At 30.9% G+C, this 18,620-nt stretch carries 18 protein-coding genes; all 18 read right to left on the reverse strand.

Annotated features, from left to right (window positions below):
- Positions 1 to 55 precede the first annotated feature (55 nt).
- On the reverse strand, positions 56 to 2,437 hold the full coding sequence (locus tag ACNH59_RS02560) for a GumC family protein (protein WP_418263888.1): 2,382 nt from the start codon (positions 2,435 to 2,437) through the stop codon (positions 56 to 58).
- Between the two features lie 5 nt (positions 2,438 to 2,442).
- Positions 2,443 to 3,234: a polysaccharide biosynthesis/export family protein gene (locus ACNH59_RS02565; RefSeq protein WP_418263889.1), complete on the reverse strand. Its 792-nt coding sequence runs from the start codon at positions 3,232 to 3,234 to the stop codon at positions 2,443 to 2,445.
- A gap of 79 nt (positions 3,235 to 3,313) precedes the next feature.
- Positions 3,314 to 3,490: a hypothetical protein gene (locus ACNH59_RS02570; RefSeq protein WP_418263890.1), complete on the reverse strand. Its 177-nt coding sequence runs from the start codon at positions 3,488 to 3,490 to the stop codon at positions 3,314 to 3,316.
- A gap of 41 nt (positions 3,491 to 3,531) precedes the next feature.
- Positions 3,532 to 5,268, reverse strand: a complete 1,737-nt coding sequence (locus ACNH59_RS02575; RefSeq protein WP_418263891.1) for a polysaccharide biosynthesis protein — start codon at positions 5,266 to 5,268, stop codon at positions 3,532 to 3,534.
- Between the two features lie 159 nt (positions 5,269 to 5,427).
- Positions 5,428 to 6,294 carry a glucose-1-phosphate thymidylyltransferase RfbA gene (gene rfbA, locus ACNH59_RS02580; protein WP_418263892.1) on the reverse strand — a complete coding sequence of 289 codons (867 nt, stop codon included), beginning with the start codon at positions 6,292 to 6,294 and terminating at the stop codon, positions 5,428 to 5,430.
- 39 nt (positions 6,295 to 6,333) lie between these two features.
- A complete protein-coding gene (rfbD, locus tag ACNH59_RS02585) occupies positions 6,334 to 7,197 on the reverse strand; it encodes a dTDP-4-dehydrorhamnose reductase (RefSeq protein WP_418263893.1) in 864 nt (287 codons plus the stop codon).
- Positions 7,197 to 7,745, reverse strand: a complete 549-nt coding sequence (gene rfbC / locus ACNH59_RS02590) for a dTDP-4-dehydrorhamnose 3,5-epimerase (protein WP_418263894.1) — start codon at positions 7,743 to 7,745, stop codon at positions 7,197 to 7,199. The genes rfbD and rfbC overlap by 1 nt, the downstream gene beginning before the upstream one ends.
- Positions 7,746 to 7,785: 40 nt before the next feature.
- On the reverse strand, positions 7,786 to 8,928 hold the full coding sequence (locus ACNH59_RS02595; protein ID WP_418263895.1) for a hypothetical protein: 1,143 nt from the start codon (positions 8,926 to 8,928) through the stop codon (positions 7,786 to 7,788).
- Positions 8,929 to 8,939: 11 nt separating this feature from the next.
- Positions 8,940 to 10,187: an oligosaccharide flippase family protein gene (locus tag ACNH59_RS02600; protein WP_418263896.1), complete on the reverse strand. Its 1,248-nt coding sequence runs from the start codon at positions 10,185 to 10,187 to the stop codon at positions 8,940 to 8,942.
- A gap of 36 nt (positions 10,188 to 10,223) precedes the next feature.
- Positions 10,224 to 11,372, reverse strand: coding sequence for a DegT/DnrJ/EryC1/StrS family aminotransferase (locus ACNH59_RS02605; protein ID WP_418263897.1), 1,149 nt, complete (start codon positions 11,370 to 11,372; stop codon positions 10,224 to 10,226).
- The gene (locus ACNH59_RS02610) at positions 11,365 to 11,985 is read right to left on the reverse strand and encodes an acetyltransferase (RefSeq protein WP_418263898.1); all 621 of its coding nucleotides are present in this window, start codon (positions 11,983 to 11,985) and stop codon (positions 11,365 to 11,367) included. The genes ACNH59_RS02605 and ACNH59_RS02610 overlap by 8 nt, the downstream gene beginning before the upstream one ends.
- 1 nt (position 11,986) lies before the next feature.
- Positions 11,987 to 12,589 (reverse strand): sugar transferase, encoded by a 603-nt coding sequence (locus ACNH59_RS02615; RefSeq protein WP_418263899.1) that lies wholly within the window; start codon positions 12,587 to 12,589, stop codon positions 11,987 to 11,989.
- A complete protein-coding gene (locus tag ACNH59_RS02620) occupies positions 12,582 to 13,733 on the reverse strand; it encodes a glycosyltransferase family 4 protein (protein ID WP_418263900.1) in 1,152 nt (383 codons plus the stop codon). The genes ACNH59_RS02615 and ACNH59_RS02620 overlap by 8 nt, the downstream gene beginning before the upstream one ends.
- Position 13,734: 1 nt before the next feature.
- Entirely contained in the window at positions 13,735 to 14,568 is an 834-nt protein-coding gene (locus tag ACNH59_RS02625) for a glycosyltransferase family 2 protein (RefSeq protein WP_418263901.1), read from the reverse strand.
- 29 nt (positions 14,569 to 14,597) lie between these two features.
- Positions 14,598 to 15,467 (reverse strand): alpha-1,2-fucosyltransferase, encoded by an 870-nt coding sequence (locus ACNH59_RS02630; protein ID WP_418263902.1) that lies wholly within the window; start codon positions 15,465 to 15,467, stop codon positions 14,598 to 14,600.
- Between the two features lie 200 nt (positions 15,468 to 15,667).
- The gene (locus tag ACNH59_RS02635; protein ID WP_418263903.1) at positions 15,668 to 16,516 is read right to left on the reverse strand and encodes a beta-1,6-N-acetylglucosaminyltransferase; all 849 of its coding nucleotides are present in this window, start codon (positions 16,514 to 16,516) and stop codon (positions 15,668 to 15,670) included.
- A gap of 1 nt (position 16,517) precedes the next feature.
- Positions 16,518 to 17,435 (reverse strand): glycosyltransferase family 2 protein, encoded by a 918-nt coding sequence (locus ACNH59_RS02640; protein WP_418263904.1) that lies wholly within the window; start codon positions 17,433 to 17,435, stop codon positions 16,518 to 16,520.
- On the reverse strand, positions 17,425 to 18,618 hold the full coding sequence (locus ACNH59_RS02645; protein WP_418263905.1) for an O-antigen polymerase: 1,194 nt from the start codon (positions 18,616 to 18,618) through the stop codon (positions 17,425 to 17,427). The genes ACNH59_RS02640 and ACNH59_RS02645 overlap by 11 nt, the downstream gene beginning before the upstream one ends.
- Positions 18,619 to 18,620: the final 2 nt, after the last annotated feature.

The raw sequence follows: 18,620 nt of genomic DNA on the forward strand, positions 1-18,620 counted from the left end.
ATTTGAAAGCTAAAAAAAGGTTTACAATAAACTAATTGCAAACCTTTTTGGGAACTTATGATTTTTTAAACTTTTTATACCAAGATTGGTGTTGTTCAACGTTCACACCATAACCATAACCATAGCCATAGCCTTTGGTGGAATCCGTATCATTCAATAAAACACACATATTAGGTAGTTTGTTTTCTTTGTACAATGTATTCGGAATGTTCAACAAGCGTTTTTCTAAAACATTGGCACGAACCACGTACACAAAACAATCCGCATATTTAGCCACTAACAAAGTATCGGTTACCAAACTTACCGGTGCGGTATCCACGATAATATAATCAAATTGATCTTCAAAAGTTTTAAAAACAGTATCAATTTTTTTGTTCATCAACAATTCGGCTGGGTTAGGAGGAATGATTCCCGCAGGCAATACATAAAAAGCTTCATACCCTTCCTGTTTTATCAGTAAGTTATCCAAATTATCTTCTTTATTACTCAAATAATTTGTGAGTCCTCGCTCCGGTAATTGCATGTATTCGTCTAACCTTGGATTACGAATATCCATTCCTATTAACAAAACTTTCTTACCTGAGAGTGCAAAAGTAGCTGCTAAATTCACAGAGACAAACGTTTTTCCTTCCTTAGGAAAAGTCGAAGTCAAAAATATTTTCTTGGCTTTTCCGTCTGTTTCCTTACTAATCATGAACTCTAAATTGGTTCTTATGATTCGGATGGCTTCCGCTGAGCTGGAACGGCTTTCGGCATGCATAATTTCATGATAAGAGTCAGAGGTAGGCAAATCTCCAATAAAAGGAATCAATGTTTTTCCTTCAATATCCAAACGTGATTTTATCTTCGTATCTAATAAGTCAATGAGATAAATAATGCTAAATGGAATTAACAATCCTAATATCAATCCTACCAACATAATCATAGCACGCTTAGGAGATACTGGTTGTTTTTGCGCCTTAGCGGCATCAATTACTCTTGCAATAGGCTCCGTTGCTGATAAAGCAATGGCCGTTTCTTCTCTTTTTTGTAATAAATACAAATACAGCTCTTCCTTGACTTTCTGTTGTCTCGCAATCGCTCTAAATTGTCTTTCTTGAGAAGGGATTTTTTGAATTCTACTATCAATTAGTCCTTCTTGACTATTCAGATTTCTTTTTTGAATCGTTAGACTCGAACGCAAACGCTCCAAACTAGAAATTACATTGGCACGAAGGGAAGCAATCTGTTGATCTAATTTAATCACAGAAGGATTCTCAACCGTAGCAGACTTTAACAGTCTATTGCGTTCTAATACCAATTGATTGTATGAATCTACCATTGAACTTGACGATTCATCCTTGGAAATCATGTTAGAAGGTAATAAATCAGAGTTGTTACTCTTTTTAATGAAATCCAACATCGAATTAGTTACACTTAATTGAATATCCGTTTCAATTCCTTTTTTATCATATTCGCTTGATCCCTCTATAAAAAGTTTGGCTTCTGACTCGATATCTGTTAATCGGTTCGTAGTTTTAAAACTTTCCCCATCTTGCTCTACTCCATCCAATTCCTCAGCTATTAGAGCCAATCGCTTTGCTATAAACTTAGAAGTATTTCCTGAAATCAAGTTTTTATCCTCAATCGCATTATTATTATAAATCTGAACTAAATGATCTAAAAACTGCTCTGATTTCTCTACAACACCATCTACCAAAGACAATTCTAAAACACTACTTTGTTTACTTACAGGATTTACCTTAAGCCGCGTTCTCAAACCATCTGCAACATCTGCAACTTGGTTTAATCTAATAATTATTTCAGACTCACCGTCCCACAACTTATTCGTAGAAAAATATGGAATGGATTTATTAATAACTAAATCACCACAACTGGTTTTTATGGTTTCACCAAATTGGTATTCATTTTTAGCGTTTTCTATTATCAAAGGACGCTCTTCAACTATTTTCTCTGTCAATGAAAAGCTATTACTTCCTTTATTTAATAGGATTAGCTCTGACTCAGACTCAAAATAACTAGGTTTTCTGTTAATGAAACTAACTTCTATCGGAGCTTTTGAATAAAGTTCTCTTGTAGTAAATTTATTTTTTACAAAAAGAGAAACGTTCAAATTCAATTGCTTAACTGTGCTTTCAACAAGAGTTCTGGAATGTAATATCTCAAGCTCATTATCGATATCATTTTTGATACCACCACCAAATCCCATATCGGAAAAAGCAGAAAGCTCAGAAAGCATGCTGTTTTTATCTTCCTTTACCAGAATAGTCATACTCGACTGGTATTGAGGTGTAGCTAATTTCAAATAAACAAACGCTATCGAAAGACAAAGGAATACACTTAATAAAAACCATTTCCAATGTGAAGCATATTGATCAATGAGGGCTCTTAATTGAAAATCATTTTCGTTATCCTCGTTTAATAAATTATTTTGCATGAAGATTATTTTGTAATAGAAATAATTAATGTGATCAAGGTCACAAAGATAGAAGCTGCTGATATAATAACACCGGTGTTGGCTCCAACTTTAGAACCATCAATTTTTGTCTTGTTAGGCTCGACGTATACGACATCATTTTGAGACAAATAATAAAAAGGGGAGTTAATAAAATCGACTTTAGTGATATCAACTCTATTAACCGACTTCTTACCATCGACTTCTCTAATAATAAGGATATTATCTCTTTTTCCGTAAATAGTTAAATCTTTAGCCATACTCAAAGCTTCAATCAACGTTAAACGTTCAGAGTTCACTGTGAATGTACCAGGACTAGTCACTTCTCCTTGAACTGAAACCTTAAAGTTCATCAAACGAAGATTTACAATAGGGTTTTTAATGTATGTAGCTACTTTTTGACTCAACATGGAAACTACCTCAGTTCTAGTTTTACCTATGACTTTCAACTTACCCAAAATAGGAAAATCAATCATCCCTTTAGAATCTACTAAATACAATTGTAATGATTGTTGCCCAATTAAATCTTGTCCAGTAGGACTTACAACACTAGTAGTTTTCAAATTAAATGGAGCTGCAATTTCAGGATCTTCAGCAGAAACAATGATCATCAACAAATCATCTGGTTGAATCTTTATTTCATAGGAATTGGCTGTATCAACATTTCCTAGACTATCACTGTTTTGATAATAAACGATATCTTGCTTAGAACCACAAGAAAAAAACAAACAAATAAAAAACAAGATTAGTTTGTTTTTTATTAGATATAAATATTTCATTTAATGTATTTTTAACGACTGCGAATATAAAAAAAAACAGAGAGAAAAGAAGATAAAACAAGCTTTTATGTACAAAAAATCAACAGCTTATTTTGTCCAATTGTGCATAACTGGAATTCATGCTTTTAAACTCAGGCACTATTTGCTTCATTTTAAACACTATTTCCTCTTTTGCAAAAGATTTTGAAATCTTAATTAATTCATTTACCTCCGCATGCAACACACAATACTCTTCCTGAATCTCTTCAGCAATCATTATTTTTTCATGGTGAGTGGGCAATGTCTTGGAAGTATCGTTTAGCAACTCTTCATACAATTTTTCTCCTGACGCAAACCGATTTCTTTAATCTCAATATCTTTTTCAGGAATAAAACCAGCTAATTTGATCATCTTATTGGCCAAATCAAATATTTTAACAGGCTTCCCCATATCAAAAATATAAATCTCACCTCCATTTCCCATGGCTCCTGCTTCTAACACCAACTGACAAGCTTCTGGAATGGTCATAAAATAACGAATGATATCTCTATGGGTAATAGTAATAGGACCTCCCTCCGAAATTTGTTTGGTAAACAAAGGCACTACTGAACCATTAGACCCCAATACATTCCCAAAACGAGTGGTAATAAATTTAGTGGTTTCAATACCTAATTGTTTGTTTTTTAAATACAAAGATTGAACATATTTTTCAGCAATCCTTTTACTAGCACCCATTACGTTACTAGGATTAACCGCTTTATCTGTCGAAATCATAACAAACTTACCTACTTGAAACTCACAAGAAAGATCCGCTAAATTTTTAGTTCCTTCTACATTGGTTTGTATCGCCTGAGATGGATTCTTCTCCATCAAAGGTACATGCTTGTACGCAGCAGCATGAAAAACTACTTCCGGCCTGTATTTCTCAAATACCTGTCTTAAAGAACTTTCGCATCGAATATCTGCAATGATAGTTTTTAACTTCGATTTCGATTTTATACATTCTATTTCTAAATTCAAATGATGCAAAGGCGTTTCAGCTTGATCTAATAAAACTAACTTCTTAGGATCAAACCCCAACACTTGGCGCGCAATTTCACTCCCTATAGAACCTGCAGCCCCAGTAATTAATACTCTTTTATCCTTTAATTGACTTGAAATTAATTTAGTATCTAAAACAATTGGATTTCTATTGAGTAAATCCTCGATTTGAATCTTTTTAACTTTTTGAGATATTTCTTTTTTATTTTCCCAATCAGAAATAACAGGAACCGTATAGACTTTGTAATTGTACTCTAAACATTGATCTACAATAATCAATTGCTCTTGTTTGGACAAACTTTTATCGGCTATAATCAAGCCTTGTGCTCCTTGACTACGCATGAGAGTCGGAATCTGTTTTTTCTGCGTCAATATCGGTAAATCAAGTATTCTCTTTGTTCCGTTTTGTTTGTTTTTATCTATAAAACCAACAATTTTAAATCGAGAAGGGGATTCTAATTTTAAGGCTTTGGCAACTGAAATAGCATTGGCATCAGCACCAAAAATCAACACCTTAATCAAGCCACTTTTATCCTGCTGAGAAAAATACAATTCAAATGTTTGCTTGACAACTACGCGATACAAAAACAAGCCCACATATGACAATAAAATATTAATAAACAAAGCCGTATTTAAGAATGCTTTAACTCCATAAATAAATTCATGTGTATAATTAAAACATACGAAAACAATCATTAAGGACAGTTGAGAAAACAAAAGCTTTAAAGCATCAATATAAGAAGAGTGCCTTATGATTCCCGAATAGGTTCGAAACAACCAAAAGAAAAACAAATTAACAACCATAAATGTCGCTACAAAAGTAATTTCAGACTCCATTATTATATAATTAAGTCCCATTCCTTTAAACAACAAATAGCTTATTAAAAACGCAGCTACCAGAACAGCAAAGTCAATAATTACAATAATCCACCTAGGCAAATAGCTGATATTATTAAAGCGCAGGCGCTGACTAAGTTTAGAAAAATGTTGATCCAAACTCGATTTCTTTTTCATCTTCATCTATTATTTATTTCTTTCTGAGTTTATGGCCATTAAAGTAACAAAAATACAAATTAAGTTGAGATTTCATTTACGAGACGAATTTAATTCGACCAACAGCAGTCTTTATATTAATTTGTGTTAAAAAATTGTCATTCTAAGGTTATATTTTTTTTAAAGCATCTTTAACAAACTTAAAAGATACTCCCCATAACCTGATTTTTTTAATGGCTCTGCCAAGAGTTTCAATTCCTTATCACTAATAAATCCTTGTCGCCAAGCAATTTCTTCAATACACCCCACTTTAAGTCCCTGACGTTCTTCAATAACCTGTACAAATTGCCCGGCTTGCATCAAGCTGTTAAAGGTTCCAGTATCCAACCAAGCAGTACCCCTACTTAATATCCCTACTTTTAACTTTCCTTGCTCTAGGTACGCTTTATTGACATCGGTAATTTCATATTCCCCACGAGCGGAAGGCTGAATGCTTTTAGCAATAGCCACCACCGAATTGTCGTAAAAATAAAGTCCCGGCACAGCAAAGTTGGACTTCGGTTTCACCGGTTTTTCTTCAATAGAAACAGCAGTTAAATCTTTATCAAACTCCACTACACCATAACGTTCTGGATCCGAAACATGATACGCAAAAACCACTCCTCCATCTGGATTCCTATTAGATTGTAACAATTCGTCCATATTTGATCCAAAGAAAATATTATCCCCTAATACCAAAGCCACACTATCGTCCCCTATAAAATCTTCTCCAATCACAAAAGCTTGTGCTAATCCATTGGGAATAGGCTGTTCAGCGTAACTAAATTGACAGCCTATAGCCGACCCATCTCCTAATAACTTTTTGAAATTAGGCAAATCGTGTGGAGTCGAAATAATCAATATCTCATTAATTCCCGCCGACATTAGCGTTGACAAAGGATAATAAATCATCGGTTTGTCATAAACCGGCATCATTTGTTTACTCATGGCCAATGTCAAAGGATGCAATCTTGTACCTGATCCTCCTGCTAATATAATTCCTTTCATATTTTTTTGTTTTTAAACTAAAATTAAAACGATTTTTATTTATGGAACAGTCCTTAACAGTTGCATGCATTTTTTCAAACTCTCTTTGTATTCTGGAACCATGACATCAAAAGTCCTTTTTATCTTAGTTTTATCTAACAAAGAGTAATTAGGTCTTCGCGCTGGTGTTGGATACTCCGAGGAGGATATACCATTAATTTCACAATCAAATCTTCCTATTTCTTGTATTGCCACTGCAAATTCATACCAACTGATCGCTCCTTCATTTGAAAAATTAAAGATTCCAGCTTGCCATTTATCTCCTACAATAATCGTCATAATCGCTTGTGCCAAATCGGCCGCATACGTTGGACTTCCTACTTGATCTTTCACAACGTTTAATTGCTCTCTTTCTTGCATTAATCGAGACATGGTTTTGACAAAATTATTCCCAAAACTAGAATACACCCATGAAGTTCTAATAATAATGGCGTCTGGATTATTTTTCAAACAGGCCTTTTCTCCCGCCAATTTAGTAACTCCATACACATTGATTGGATTAGTCACAGCTTCTTCATTCAATGGAATGGAGGAGTTTCCGTCAAACACATAGTCGGTAGACACATGAATTAGTTTGCAATGATGTTCAAAACTCCATTTTGCCATAATAGCAACTGCTTGATGATTCAATACATCTGACAATTCCATTTCTGACTCTGCTTTATCAACAGCGGTATGAGCGGCACAGTTGATAATTATTTGAGGGTTAATACTGCTTATGTGAGATTCAAGATTTTCCAAATCACACAAATCCAATTCTTGCCAGTCCGTAAAAACCCATTCAAATTGCGAATAAGTTTCAGACATCACTTTCAACTCCGACCCTAATTGCCCGTTTGCTCCTGTTATTAAAATCTTTTCCATTAAAATTGGCTGTTACAGTTTGTAAAATTAGGCAAAATTAAGTCTTTTTCAGACACTATCGCCTCCTTTAAATCCATTCCCCAATCGATATTCAACTCAGGATCATCATAACGAATACCTCCTTCACTCTCTTTATTATAAAACTGATCGCATTTATACAAGACCACAGCCGTTTCACTAATAACCGAAAAACCATGAGCAAATCCTTGTGGAACGAGCAATTGTTTTTTATTTTCAGCAGTTAATTTGATCCCAAAATGCTTTCCATAAGTAGGCGAATCTTTTCGCAAATCAACCGCTACATCGATAATTTCGCCTTCCAACACCCTTACCAATTTGGTTTGTGCATAAGGAGGGTTTTGGTAATGCAAGCCTCTTAAAGTTCCCTTTTTAGAAAAAGACTGATTGTCTTGAACAAAATCAATAGCAATTCCTAATTCTTTTAATTTTCTATCATTAAAAGACTCCATAAAATACCCCCGCTCATCTTCAAAAACAGTGGGAGTCAATACGACTAAATCTTTTATAAAAGTGGTTTCTATTTTCATTTCTAATTACTATATTAAATCTTTCTTTAAAATCAAACTATTATACTTTCGCATCTTCTTTAAAAACAACAGTAGATACAAAAAAGTAAAATATATAAGGTAAAAAAACAGCCCTCATTCTATTGCCTAAACCTAAATTATATAAATAAGAACCAAATAAAACAACCATTAACAAACCAGCCATTAAAGCATATTTAACTTCGGATTTTATCTTATAAAATTGTATTCTATTTTTAATAGAATAAAAAACCAAATAGAAAAATCCAGAGAGGAAAAGTACATTCTCAAAAGATGCAGCTAATTGAAATTTATTTTTGATAGGGTAAAAATAAGGTAAAGGCATAAAAAGCAGATACAGAATTCTTTCAAACACATTGGTATCAATTAAATCAATTCTACTTTGCCCATTTGTTTGTGTATAATATAAGAATCTATTAATATAATCATTAATACTTTTTACATCAAACTCTTCGACATTTAAAAAGAACATCAGGGCAAGTGGTAACAAAACTAACATACTACCAAAACTATATAAAAACGCTCTTAATTTTTTTATTCTCGAAATCTCATCATCTATTAAAATAAAAAATAAAAAAGCCAATCCTAACACAAAACAAAGATGTGGTCTAATTAAAAATATAAATCCATAGATGACCAAAAGATAAAAATCAAATGAACTTTGCTTCACTTTCACAAGCAATAGTGACATTAAATACATTAACAATGCCTCTTTCCCTAATAATCCTGTCCAATAATGTAAAGAAGGCATTAAAAAGCATATTAAAACCCAGCTATCTCTAGCTTTAATAGTATCTAATTTCAGTAAATCAAATAAAATTAAAAAACCTTTAAAACTAACCGTAGCAAAAAGAAAAAAAAGCACTTCAAAACTAACATTCAATTTGACAAAAGGATAAACTAGGAAAGAAATAAAATCACTTCCAAGATTAAACAAATACATCCAATCATCTGATTGCAATGCATTATGATGAAACCTTACAGCATCAATTGTTAGATCGTTTTTATTTAAAAAATAACACGAAGCAAAAGAAACTCCAAAATGAAGACATGTAAAAAGTACATAAAAAATGACCTTAATCCTTGAATTTGCTCTTTTTTTTAAAGCTATAAATAATTCATAGATAATATAAATCAACAAAGAAAGAATAACTATTATATTCATTTCACCTCTATTTAGTTAATTTTATGTAACCTTTCATTAGTAACGTAAAAAGCCATAAATAATAGGATTGCATAAAGTAACCTACCAAATAAAAATGCAATTCCTCCTCCAAAAAAGTGATACTTAGGCACTAAATAAGCGGCAAAACCAACCATTAATAAAGTTGTCGAAACTGTTATTTTACTATACAATTTATCTTTAAAATAAACTAAAATCCCATTGACACCGTAACTCGAAATCACTCCCATTAAAAAAGGGATTGGGCTTAATATCTTAATTAATTGAATAGTATATTTTAAATCCGTGGAACTTTCTAATTTTAACCAATTTACAATTAAAAAATGACTTCCGAAAAACATACAAATACTTAGTACAAAACCTAAGCATAATAAAACCAATCGAGTTGGTCGCATATTTTTTTTATCTCTATTTACCATCGGATAAAAAACGGTAGACATGATTGTATTGACAGTTGAAAAAGCACTAGTAAATTTCATGCCAATTTGAATAATCGTAACATCATAAGGAACCCCAAAAACTCCAACTAAAAAAATTGTTGTTAACCCATATGTAGAGGGTAAAAGAAGGTTTATAAAACTGCTGAAATTTGCTTTCAAATAAATTGTTATTTTCGAAAAAGGTAATAATTTAAATTTGATTTCATATTTATTTAAAACCCATAAAAAAGAGATAAAGGATACTAAAAACATCCCTATCGCCTCAGCTATTGGTATGTATATAAAATCACTTTGAAATTTAATAAGAAACAGCACAACTAAAACATAAATAATAGTTGATACAGTACTCATAATTGAAATAAATTTCATCTTTTCTAGGCCTAAAAAAAACCATCTAACGGAAAACAAATCACCCACCAATAGTAACGACGAGAAAACATACATAATCCTATTCTCAAAAAATATAGGCACCAATAATATTAACCCAATAATAATTACATAAATAATAATGATTAAACAAAATTTAACCGAAATAACCATATTAACTATTTCAGCAACTTTAGAAGGATCATCTTTGTGTATCGCTAATTCCCTAACTGCAGATAAATCAAAACCGTAATTTAAAACATTTACAAAAAACAACATTAACGACATCGCAAAGGCATAAATACCATAATTATGAATTCCTACCTTTACAATTAAAAAAGGAATCAAAAACAATGTGAGTACTAAATCGATTCCTTTAACAGCGAAAAGAGAGATTATATTTTGAGAAAGCCGGTATATGGTCCTTTTATTCAAGAAGTTTTTAAATGATGATTTAAAAAAAATTGTGATTTACTTTCCACTTAAAAAATATCTTTCAACTACAGTTGCTATTCGTAGACGTTCTTCCTCTTTTAAATTAGATCCAGAAGGTAAACACAATCCTTTTTGGAACAAATTTTCAGCAACTGAAGATCCATAATAAGGATATTGTTCAAAAACAGGTTGTAAATGCATTGGTTTCCACAAAGGACGAGATTCAATATTTTCTTCCTCGAAAGCTAGACGTAATCCTTCGGCACTTATCCCTTTGGACTCATCAGACTCAATAAGAATAGCACTTAACCAATAATTTGCATAATACTCTGAATTAGGAACTTCAAAGACGGTTACGGAAGGGATTTCCGCAAATAAACCTGCATAAAATTCATGCATTTTTCTACGTAGTGTTACATGAGCATCCAATACCTCCATCTGTCCACGTCCTATGCCAGCACATATATTAGACATTCTATAATTATACCCAATTTCGCTATGTTGGTAATGCGGTGCATTGTCACGAGACTGTGTGGCATAAAAAACAGCTTTTTCTTTTAGCTCTTTTGTTCTTGTAATAATAGCCCCTCCACCCGAAGTTGTAATGATTTTATTACCATTAAACGAAAGAACTCCTATATCTCCAAAAGTACCACAAGCTTGTCCTTTATAGCTACTTCCTAAAGCCTCTGCACTATCTTCCAAAATGGGTATTTCAAATTGATCAGCAATACTTCTTATAGCTTCTATTTGATAGGGTATTCCGTATAAATGAACAGCAATAATTGCCTTAGGTTTTTTTCCTTTTGCGATACGATCAACAATCGCTTTTTCCAAGGCAATAGGACATAAATTCCATGTCATTTCTTCACTATCTACAAAAACGGGAATAGCACCTTGGTATAAAATAGGATTTGCCGAAGCCGAAAAAGTCATACTTTGACAAATAACCTCATCACCTGCTTTGACTCCTAATAAAATCAATCCTAAATGTATGGCTGCAGTTCCTGAACTAAGTGCTCCTACATGCACTTCGTTTCCTAAATACGTCTCTAAATCTTGTTCAAGACCAGTAACATTTGGCCCCAAAGGTGCCACCCAATTGGACTCAAATGCCTCTTGCACAAATCGTTGCTCGTTACCTCCCATATGTGGAGAGGAAAGCCATATTTTTTGATTATTCATTTTCTATATTATATTTTATAACTTTAGCCGGATTCCCTACTACTACAGCATAATCAGGAACATCTCTTATAACAACTGCTCCCGCCCCGACGGTTGACCATTTACCTATTTTAATACCTTGAATAACCGAAGCACCAATTCCTATATGGGCTCCCTCTCTTACTGTAACTCCTCCTGCCAAGACTGCATTTGGAGAAACATGAACATAATCTTCCAAAAAACACTCATGTTCTATGATTGCTCCTGTATTAATAATAGCATGTTTACCTATAATGGCAGAAGTATTTACTATCGCTCCTGCCATTATAACTGTACCTTCATTTAAGATTACATCTTCAGCAATCACGGCTTTAGGATGAATTAAAATAAGAAACTTACTATCATATCTTATATATCTTAGTGCTATTTTTTTTCGTATCTGATTATTACCAATTGCAATAATTAAAGATTTATCAGTAAAAAAACTAACACTAGGTGTTTTAATAACAGGTATATTTAAAATTGAATCAGTTTTAGGTTCATCATCCAAAATTCCTTCAACTATAAACTGATTTGATTTTCTTAGTATATCAATAATAACCCTACAATGTCCGCTTCCTCCAAAAACATACATACTAATTCCCTTTAAATGCTTCTGTAGTAACCTGCCCCTCCATATTAACTCCTTCTCTAAGGAAAACTTTTTTTATAGTTAGGAAAAATATTTTTACATCTAACAAAAAGCTACAATGATTGACATACCAAACATCGTATTCAAATTTCTGATTCCAAGATATTGCATTACGTCCATTGACTTGCGCCCAACCTGTTATTCCTGGCCTTAAATTATGTCTTTGTTTTTGGCTTTCATTGTATAACGGTAAATATTCAGGCAAAAGTGGTCGAGGGCCTATCAAACTCATATCCCCTTTTAAAACATTTAATAACTGAGGAATTTCATCCAATGAAGTTTTACGAACAAAAGCCCCAATTTTAGTGAGTCTTTTTGAATCTGGCAATAAATTGCCTTGAAAATCCTTTTTATCATTCATAGTTTTGAACTTGATAATTTTAAAAAGCTTTCCATCTTTGCCCGGACGAACTTGAAAGAAAAAAGGTTTACCTCCATTGGAAAAAAACAAACTAATAATTGCAAATATTATAATAGGACTTAATAATACTAAGCCTAGGAAAGCAAAAATAAAATCAAATATTGGTTTTAATATTTTTTTATACATCGTTTTCCGCTTTAGAGTATTCATTTAAAATACCTTTCCATACTATATCCTGACTAAATCGGTTACTTATCATTTCTCTACTTTTTGAAATTAATTGCATTTTAAAATCTGGTTCCGAAATTATTTTTATCATCCCATTATAAAGTGATACTATATCTTTAGAAGGGATAATTATCCCATTAACTCCTTCTTTTATGATTTCATTACATCCATTAATATCTGTAACAATACATGGCAAACCCATTGCTCCTGCTTGCATTACTACATTAGGAAAACCCTCTCTATAACTTGGAAAAACAAAACAATGACTTATACAAAGATAGGGACGTATATCTTTCTGAAAACCAACTGAAATTATGTTTTCATTGGTAGTAATATCTTGGAGCGTTTCTGATTTTAATGGATCTAAAACCGATTCAAAAGGACCAACCAATAATAATTTAACATTTTTATTCTCTGAGCTTAATTGTTCAAAAGCTGAAATCAATTCATTAATACCTTTATCACCGACTAAACGTCCAACAAATATAAATACAAAATCGGTAGCTTTAATTCCTAATATTTGTTTAAGACTATCTCTTTCATTTTCTGAAATTAGTCTAGGATCAAAATATGATAAATCTATTCCATTGACATTACCATTAGCAATAACTTTTAATTTCTTTTTTGTTATGTGATATTTTTCCAAATCATTTTTCACTCCTTCTCCCTCAGGATAAATATGGGTAGCACAATAACAAAGAGTTTTATCCATAACTATTAAAAGATGCTTCATTATTCCTGTCCTAGAGGGAAATATCAAACCCGTAAAAGTATGCATTCGTATGGGTACACCAGCAAGTTTTGCTGCAACCATACTCAACAACCCAGCCTTAGGAGTTATTGAATGAACTATTGCTGGTTTTTCTTTTTTGAAAACAAGATACAATTTCCATAATGAAATCAAATCTTTGACGACACTAATACTTCTATGCATTTCAACAGGTAAAGTTTTAACACCTTCCCTAGCATGAACTTCTTGCAAATGACAATCATCACCAGAAATAGCTATAACATCATAATATCTATTCAAAAAAGACAATTGTCCTTTAAGCAAAAAATCTAATGATAGAGCAATAGTAGCTGTTCTGATTATTTTTTTCATTTTATATATCGTCTAAAATATTCTGAATAGGTAAATTCATAATTTTTACTTGATTCCTTCTTTGAATCAAAAAATTTTCAATTTTTAACTTGCTAAAGATATAATATACCATTCCTGTTAAGAAATATTTTGCTGAAGTTAACGATAAAGCGGGATTATAATTATATTTCTTCAACACATAAATCATCGCTTTAAAACCGTTAAAATACTTTCTATAATAATCTTCGCCAAATTCTCTGTAAAACAATAATGGCTCAACTAGGATTTGAAAATTATACTTCATTCGAGTTCGATACCATAATTCTGTATCCTCGATTCGTATTGCATTAGCATCGTATGGATTAGCTAAAAACCATGATGTTTTTGCCATAACAGTGGGATGAATAAAACCCTGTACTTTTCTAAGTCTTTCACAATTTGAATATTGCAACCTTATACCCGTTACTAAATTATTTTCATTAATCGAATACGCATTTGTCCCTAAAACATCGATCTCCGGAAAAAACTCCAATATTTTTACTTGCCTTACTATTCTTTCAGGATGCATAATGTCATCCGCATCCATTCTAGCATAATAAACTCCCCTAGCAATATTACTTAATTGATTCAAACGATAAACTAAACCTTTATTAGTACCATCACTAATAATTCTAATCCGAGAATCTTCAAAGGCATTAGCAATTACTAAGGAATCATCTGTACTACCATCATCTACCAAAATCAATTCCCAATTAGTATAAGATTGATTGATTACAGACTGTATAGTATCATGCAAATATTTTTCAGCATTATAAATGGGAATACCAATTGATACTAATATATTATCATTATTCATAAAAATCAACCATTATTATATTAAATTTATCAAATTCGTATCCAATCAGGTGGTATTAAATCCACAGTAGCCTCATTTCTTTTACCTATATACCATTTCTTGGGAGCAATTACTATTTTTTCCTTGAAAGGGTTTAACCAAGCACCCCACCAACTAAAAGTACTGTTAGCAATTATATTGTGTTTACAATGTGACATTAATAAAATATCGTCTATCGCAGAATTCCCTTTTATAAAATGAAATTTATCTCCTATAAAATTATCCTTTACCCATTGTTCGTCTTGTGAAAAAATAAAAAAATGCGGATTTTCTAAATTTTTAGATATAACAGTAATCGCCTCGTTGTAATAATCTAAATCACAAACTTCAAATAACAAAGCATTAACTTTAATATTGATATAATCATCCCTTCGGACGTGTATGGCAACAGAATTAGAATTTTGCATTTGACTCAAAAGATTTTGTTGCTTTTTATAAAAACTTTCAGGCGCTTTAATTTCTTGAAGTATCAAATCCCGAACCTCGTCAACATATTGATAACATTGCCAATAACCGTCATAGTAAGCATTATCTTTTATGGGAATATCTAATGAATGAGCGTTCTTTTGAACAAGATATTTGCTATTTAATCTCTGAAGAATTTGATTAAATTTTCTTTCGATCCGCCATAAAATGCCAGTTCTAAATTTTAAAAAAAAACTTACATCCCGATCACAAGCGATAGGTAAGATTACTTTAAATTTTTCAATATCGAGATTTCTTTTTGTAAAATTGGTAGCTTCCAGAATGGTTTGCATATCGTATTTCACATTGATATTTAATGATTTCTCAATGTATTTAGCAAACGCATATTGAAATAATTGATTTCCTAAACCACCCGTAACTTTAATTATAATCATATTTATTTAATAACTACTTATATTTCTCTACTATAATTAAAACTAATTTTATTACTGGTAAAACCCCTCAAGTTTTGTATCAATAATTAATATCAAGACTATAAGATTGAAATACAAAAATATATTTTAAGGTTAAATAAAAAATATTTAATTCTTACTATTAATTAATCTCCCTTGCTGAAATAATCCTAAGAGTTTGACTATTTTTTTATAAAATTGTTCAAAATCTTATTCTGTAAAGATAAATTAGTGCTACTTACTTTTCTCGCAAAAAATGCTTCAGAACATGTTAATAAATCATAATCTTTTAAATCTAAAGTTCTTGGGAAGTCTGGCCCAGAAACCCAGTCAGTATATCTAAGATCATTATTTATTACTTCTAAATGTTGTGACGTCTTTAAAATTGTTTGAATCCAAATCTCATCCATCTGAAAAGTATATTTTGTACTTTCCATAAAAGATGGATTAGTTTGTAGGTAATCTAATATATAAGCAACAGCCTCATGTGATAAATTACTCCAATTTGAACCTCCATAGTATTCGATAGGCAAAGATTTACGTTTGAAATTTATAGTTTTTTGAACAAACAATGTTATTTTACCTAATATACAGGTGATTTTCCTATTATTAAATTTTGTTAGCCAAAATTTTTCAAATCTGTCTTTTCCTCCTCCTACACTAGACCACTGCACTTTAGGTAAAGGAGAAATATCCAAGTAACTATTTTTATTATCTTTAAAAAAATCTAATATAAACTGATTTGACTTGATTGGGAAATCGGCTCCAGAAATAAATAAATAATGAGAATAATTAGTATTAAAACTTGACTCCAATAAGTTGTACATTGCTCTTATTTGACTAGAATCTGACCAATAAACCTTTATTCTATTTTTTATGAAAAAGACATTTTTCGGGAAATCTTTTTCATCTATTTCTCCATATTTAGAATCCATATGAACATAAATATCAAAATCTTTAGACAAATTACCCAACATCAATTTTAGATTTGGAGATAATTCATGGGCAATACATAGTATAGCAATTCTCATACTATTTAAATTTATTTATTAGTACTTTTATAAAAATTGTAATTTCACTCAAAAAACTATATAAAAAACAACTGATGGTATTCATATTTTCGTATTTCTTTAAATAGTATAAAGAACTTTTATATTTTAATCGTTCCATTTTTACACTTATATTGTTAGTCGAACTCTTTGTAGAAATACCCTGTAAATGATCGACAAATGTAAAACCATTGAGTAGACAAGTATTACCCGCATTTTTAATTTGCTTTCCCAAGATAATTTCCTCATAATAAAGAAATGTACCATCATCTAAATAATTATTACTTTTAATAAATTCTGATTCTATAATAAATGCGGCTCCATTTATACTATCACATTTCATGTATTTATTTAAAAATGGCATGTTCTTCTTATATAAAAACTTAGATTCTATATTTTTAGTAAAAAGTTTAAATAAAGGTATGTTAATTAAAAAAGTACTCCTTAAGGACAAAACTCTTCTAACTTGAATTTGATCTTCTAATGGAATCTTCGTTGATACTGTATTTACTATAGGTGATGAGGCCACGACATTGTCTCTTTCATAAGCAATCATGCCTTTAATAAGCTCCTCAATAAACTTTTCATCTTCAATAATTAAATCATTATTTAAAACCAAAAAATAATCGATTTCATTTATTCCAGAATATTTTAATCCCAAATTGTTTCCTTTTGCATATCCTAAGTTTTCTTCAGAAAATATAGCGAATACATCCGAAGGTAAATTTTCCTTCAAAAGTACAACTTGATCTTCACGACTACAATTATCTACTACTACAATTTCCCAATTCAGAAAGGTTTGATTCCTTAATTGATCAATTAAGGAGATTGTATATTTAGATTCATTGTAATTTAAAATAACAATCCTGATAAAGCATTCATTAAAATTCTTATTTTTCATATTTAATTTTAACCAAAAAGTTGTAAAAAATTAATGAGACAGCAGTTAACAATACTGGAAAACGAATAAATTCGTTATTGGCGAAGACAAAGCAATTAAAATAACATATATAACCGTAAAAAACTAATGCAAAAATATTTCTTCTACTATTATAAATACGATAGCTATAGTCTGAAAACAATCCCATAACAAAAGCACCAATAAGGGCACCAACTATTCCTAAATCATAAGTAAATGCATCAAGAAAAGTATAAATATTTGTAATGACAATAGGATTATTTGTATATTCTCGAACATAAGAAGGATAAGTATCAATAAAACCAACTTTCTTAAGAATATAATTAACAAAATCTAATGAGTAATTATTTATATCATACCTCATGTTATCAATATAACTACCATCAAAAAAATCTTGATAAGCAACCTGACCACCAAATAGATATAAATTAATATCATCTACTAGATTATATCCACTAGAATCCTTTGTTAAGATAAGCATGGAACCGCCAAATATTAAAAAAATGATCAAAACAGAAACCATTATTGAAAATAGTGGGAGTTTTTTTTTGTAAATATAAACGTAAGAAACTAAAAGAACTATGAATAAATTTAAAATGGGAGCCCTAGTAAATTTTAAAATAGAAAATATAAAACCTGAAAATATGAGAACTGATAAAAATATTTTAGAAATCTTTTGATTTTTAAATAAAAATATTCCTAGTGGAATAAAAACCAAGTAAACTCTTTGAAATAAAGTAAAGAAAATATTTGAATCTAAATCCTCAAAACCATTTTCCTTTCTTAGTGCTGCCCAAGCCAGTAAATTACCAATATTTAAAATTAGTGAAAGTAACTCCCAATTGGATATTATACAAAATAAGAATAAAAAAATTATTAAAATTTTTATTCTCGAGTATGTAGTGCTAGAAATTTCGATAACCTTAGAGAAGTTATGCTTAAACAAAGATGAGCCAAAGATGTAAGCAAACCAACAGATATAATAGAAAATTACTACCTCAATAGCAACTTGTTTTGGATAAGCCAATTGTGTTCCAACTGTTATAAAAGGCCAAACAAATCCAAAAATAGTAAAATGATTAACAAGCGATGAATATACTTTTTGCCTTCTAGTTATAAAAAAAAAACCAATTGATAAAAAAAGTAAGTTTATAAAAATTTCCATTG

Origin of the sequence: Flavobacterium faecale (assembly GCF_048320115.1) — a bacterium.
Lineage (GTDB): Bacteria > Bacteroidota > Bacteroidia > Flavobacteriales > Flavobacteriaceae > Flavobacterium > Flavobacterium faecale_A.

Excerpts from the sequence above, each read along its gene's own strand:
- ACNH59_RS02625 (WP_418263901.1), bottom strand. The coding sequence starts at position 14,568 with ATGAATAATGATAATATATTAGTATCAATTGGTATTCCCATTTATAAT.
- ACNH59_RS02610 (WP_418263898.1), bottom strand. The coding sequence starts at position 11,985 with ATGTATGTTTTTGGAGGAAGCGGACATTGTAGGGTTATTATTGATATA.
- rfbD (WP_418263893.1), bottom strand. The coding sequence starts at position 7,197 with ATGGAAAAGATTTTAATAACAGGAGCAAACGGGCAATTAGGGTCGGAG.
- ACNH59_RS02605 (WP_418263897.1), bottom strand. The coding sequence starts at position 11,372 with ATGAATAATCAAAAAATATGGCTTTCCTCTCCACATATGGGAGGTAAC.
- ACNH59_RS02570 (WP_418263890.1), bottom strand. The coding sequence starts at position 3,490 with ATGATTGCTGAAGAGATTCAGGAAGAGTATTGTGTGTTGCATGCGGAG.
- ACNH59_RS02595 (WP_418263895.1), bottom strand. The coding sequence starts at position 8,928 with ATGAATATAATAGTTATTCTTTCTTTGTTGATTTATATTATCTATGAA.
- ACNH59_RS02640 (WP_418263904.1), bottom strand. The coding sequence starts at position 17,435 with ATGAAAAATAAGAATTTTAATGAATGCTTTATCAGGATTGTTATTTTA.
- ACNH59_RS02635 (WP_418263903.1), bottom strand. The coding sequence starts at position 16,516 with ATGAGAATTGCTATACTATGTATTGCCCATGAATTATCTCCAAATCTA.
- ACNH59_RS02645 (WP_418263905.1), bottom strand. The coding sequence starts at position 18,618 with ATGGAAATTTTTATAAACTTACTTTTTTTATCAATTGGTTTTTTTTTT.
- ACNH59_RS02575 (WP_418263891.1), bottom strand. The coding sequence starts at position 5,268 with ATGAAAAAGAAATCGAGTTTGGATCAACATTTTTCTAAACTTAGTCAG.
- ACNH59_RS02560 (WP_418263888.1), bottom strand. The coding sequence starts at position 2,437 with ATGCAAAATAATTTATTAAACGAGGATAACGAAAATGATTTTCAATTA.
- rfbC (WP_418263894.1), bottom strand. The coding sequence starts at position 7,745 with ATGAAAATAGAAACCACTTTTATAAAAGATTTAGTCGTATTGACTCCC.
- rfbA (WP_418263892.1), bottom strand. The coding sequence starts at position 6,294 with ATGAAAGGAATTATATTAGCAGGAGGATCAGGTACAAGATTGCATCCT.
- ACNH59_RS02565 (WP_418263889.1), bottom strand. The coding sequence starts at position 3,234 with ATGAAATATTTATATCTAATAAAAAACAAACTAATCTTGTTTTTTATT.
- ACNH59_RS02620 (WP_418263900.1), bottom strand. The coding sequence starts at position 13,733 with ATGAAAAAAATAATCAGAACAGCTACTATTGCTCTATCATTAGATTTT.
- ACNH59_RS02615 (WP_418263899.1), bottom strand. The coding sequence starts at position 12,589 with ATGTATAAAAAAATATTAAAACCAATATTTGATTTTATTTTTGCTTTC.
- ACNH59_RS02630 (WP_418263902.1), bottom strand. The coding sequence starts at position 15,467 with ATGATTATAATTAAAGTTACGGGTGGTTTAGGAAATCAATTATTTCAA.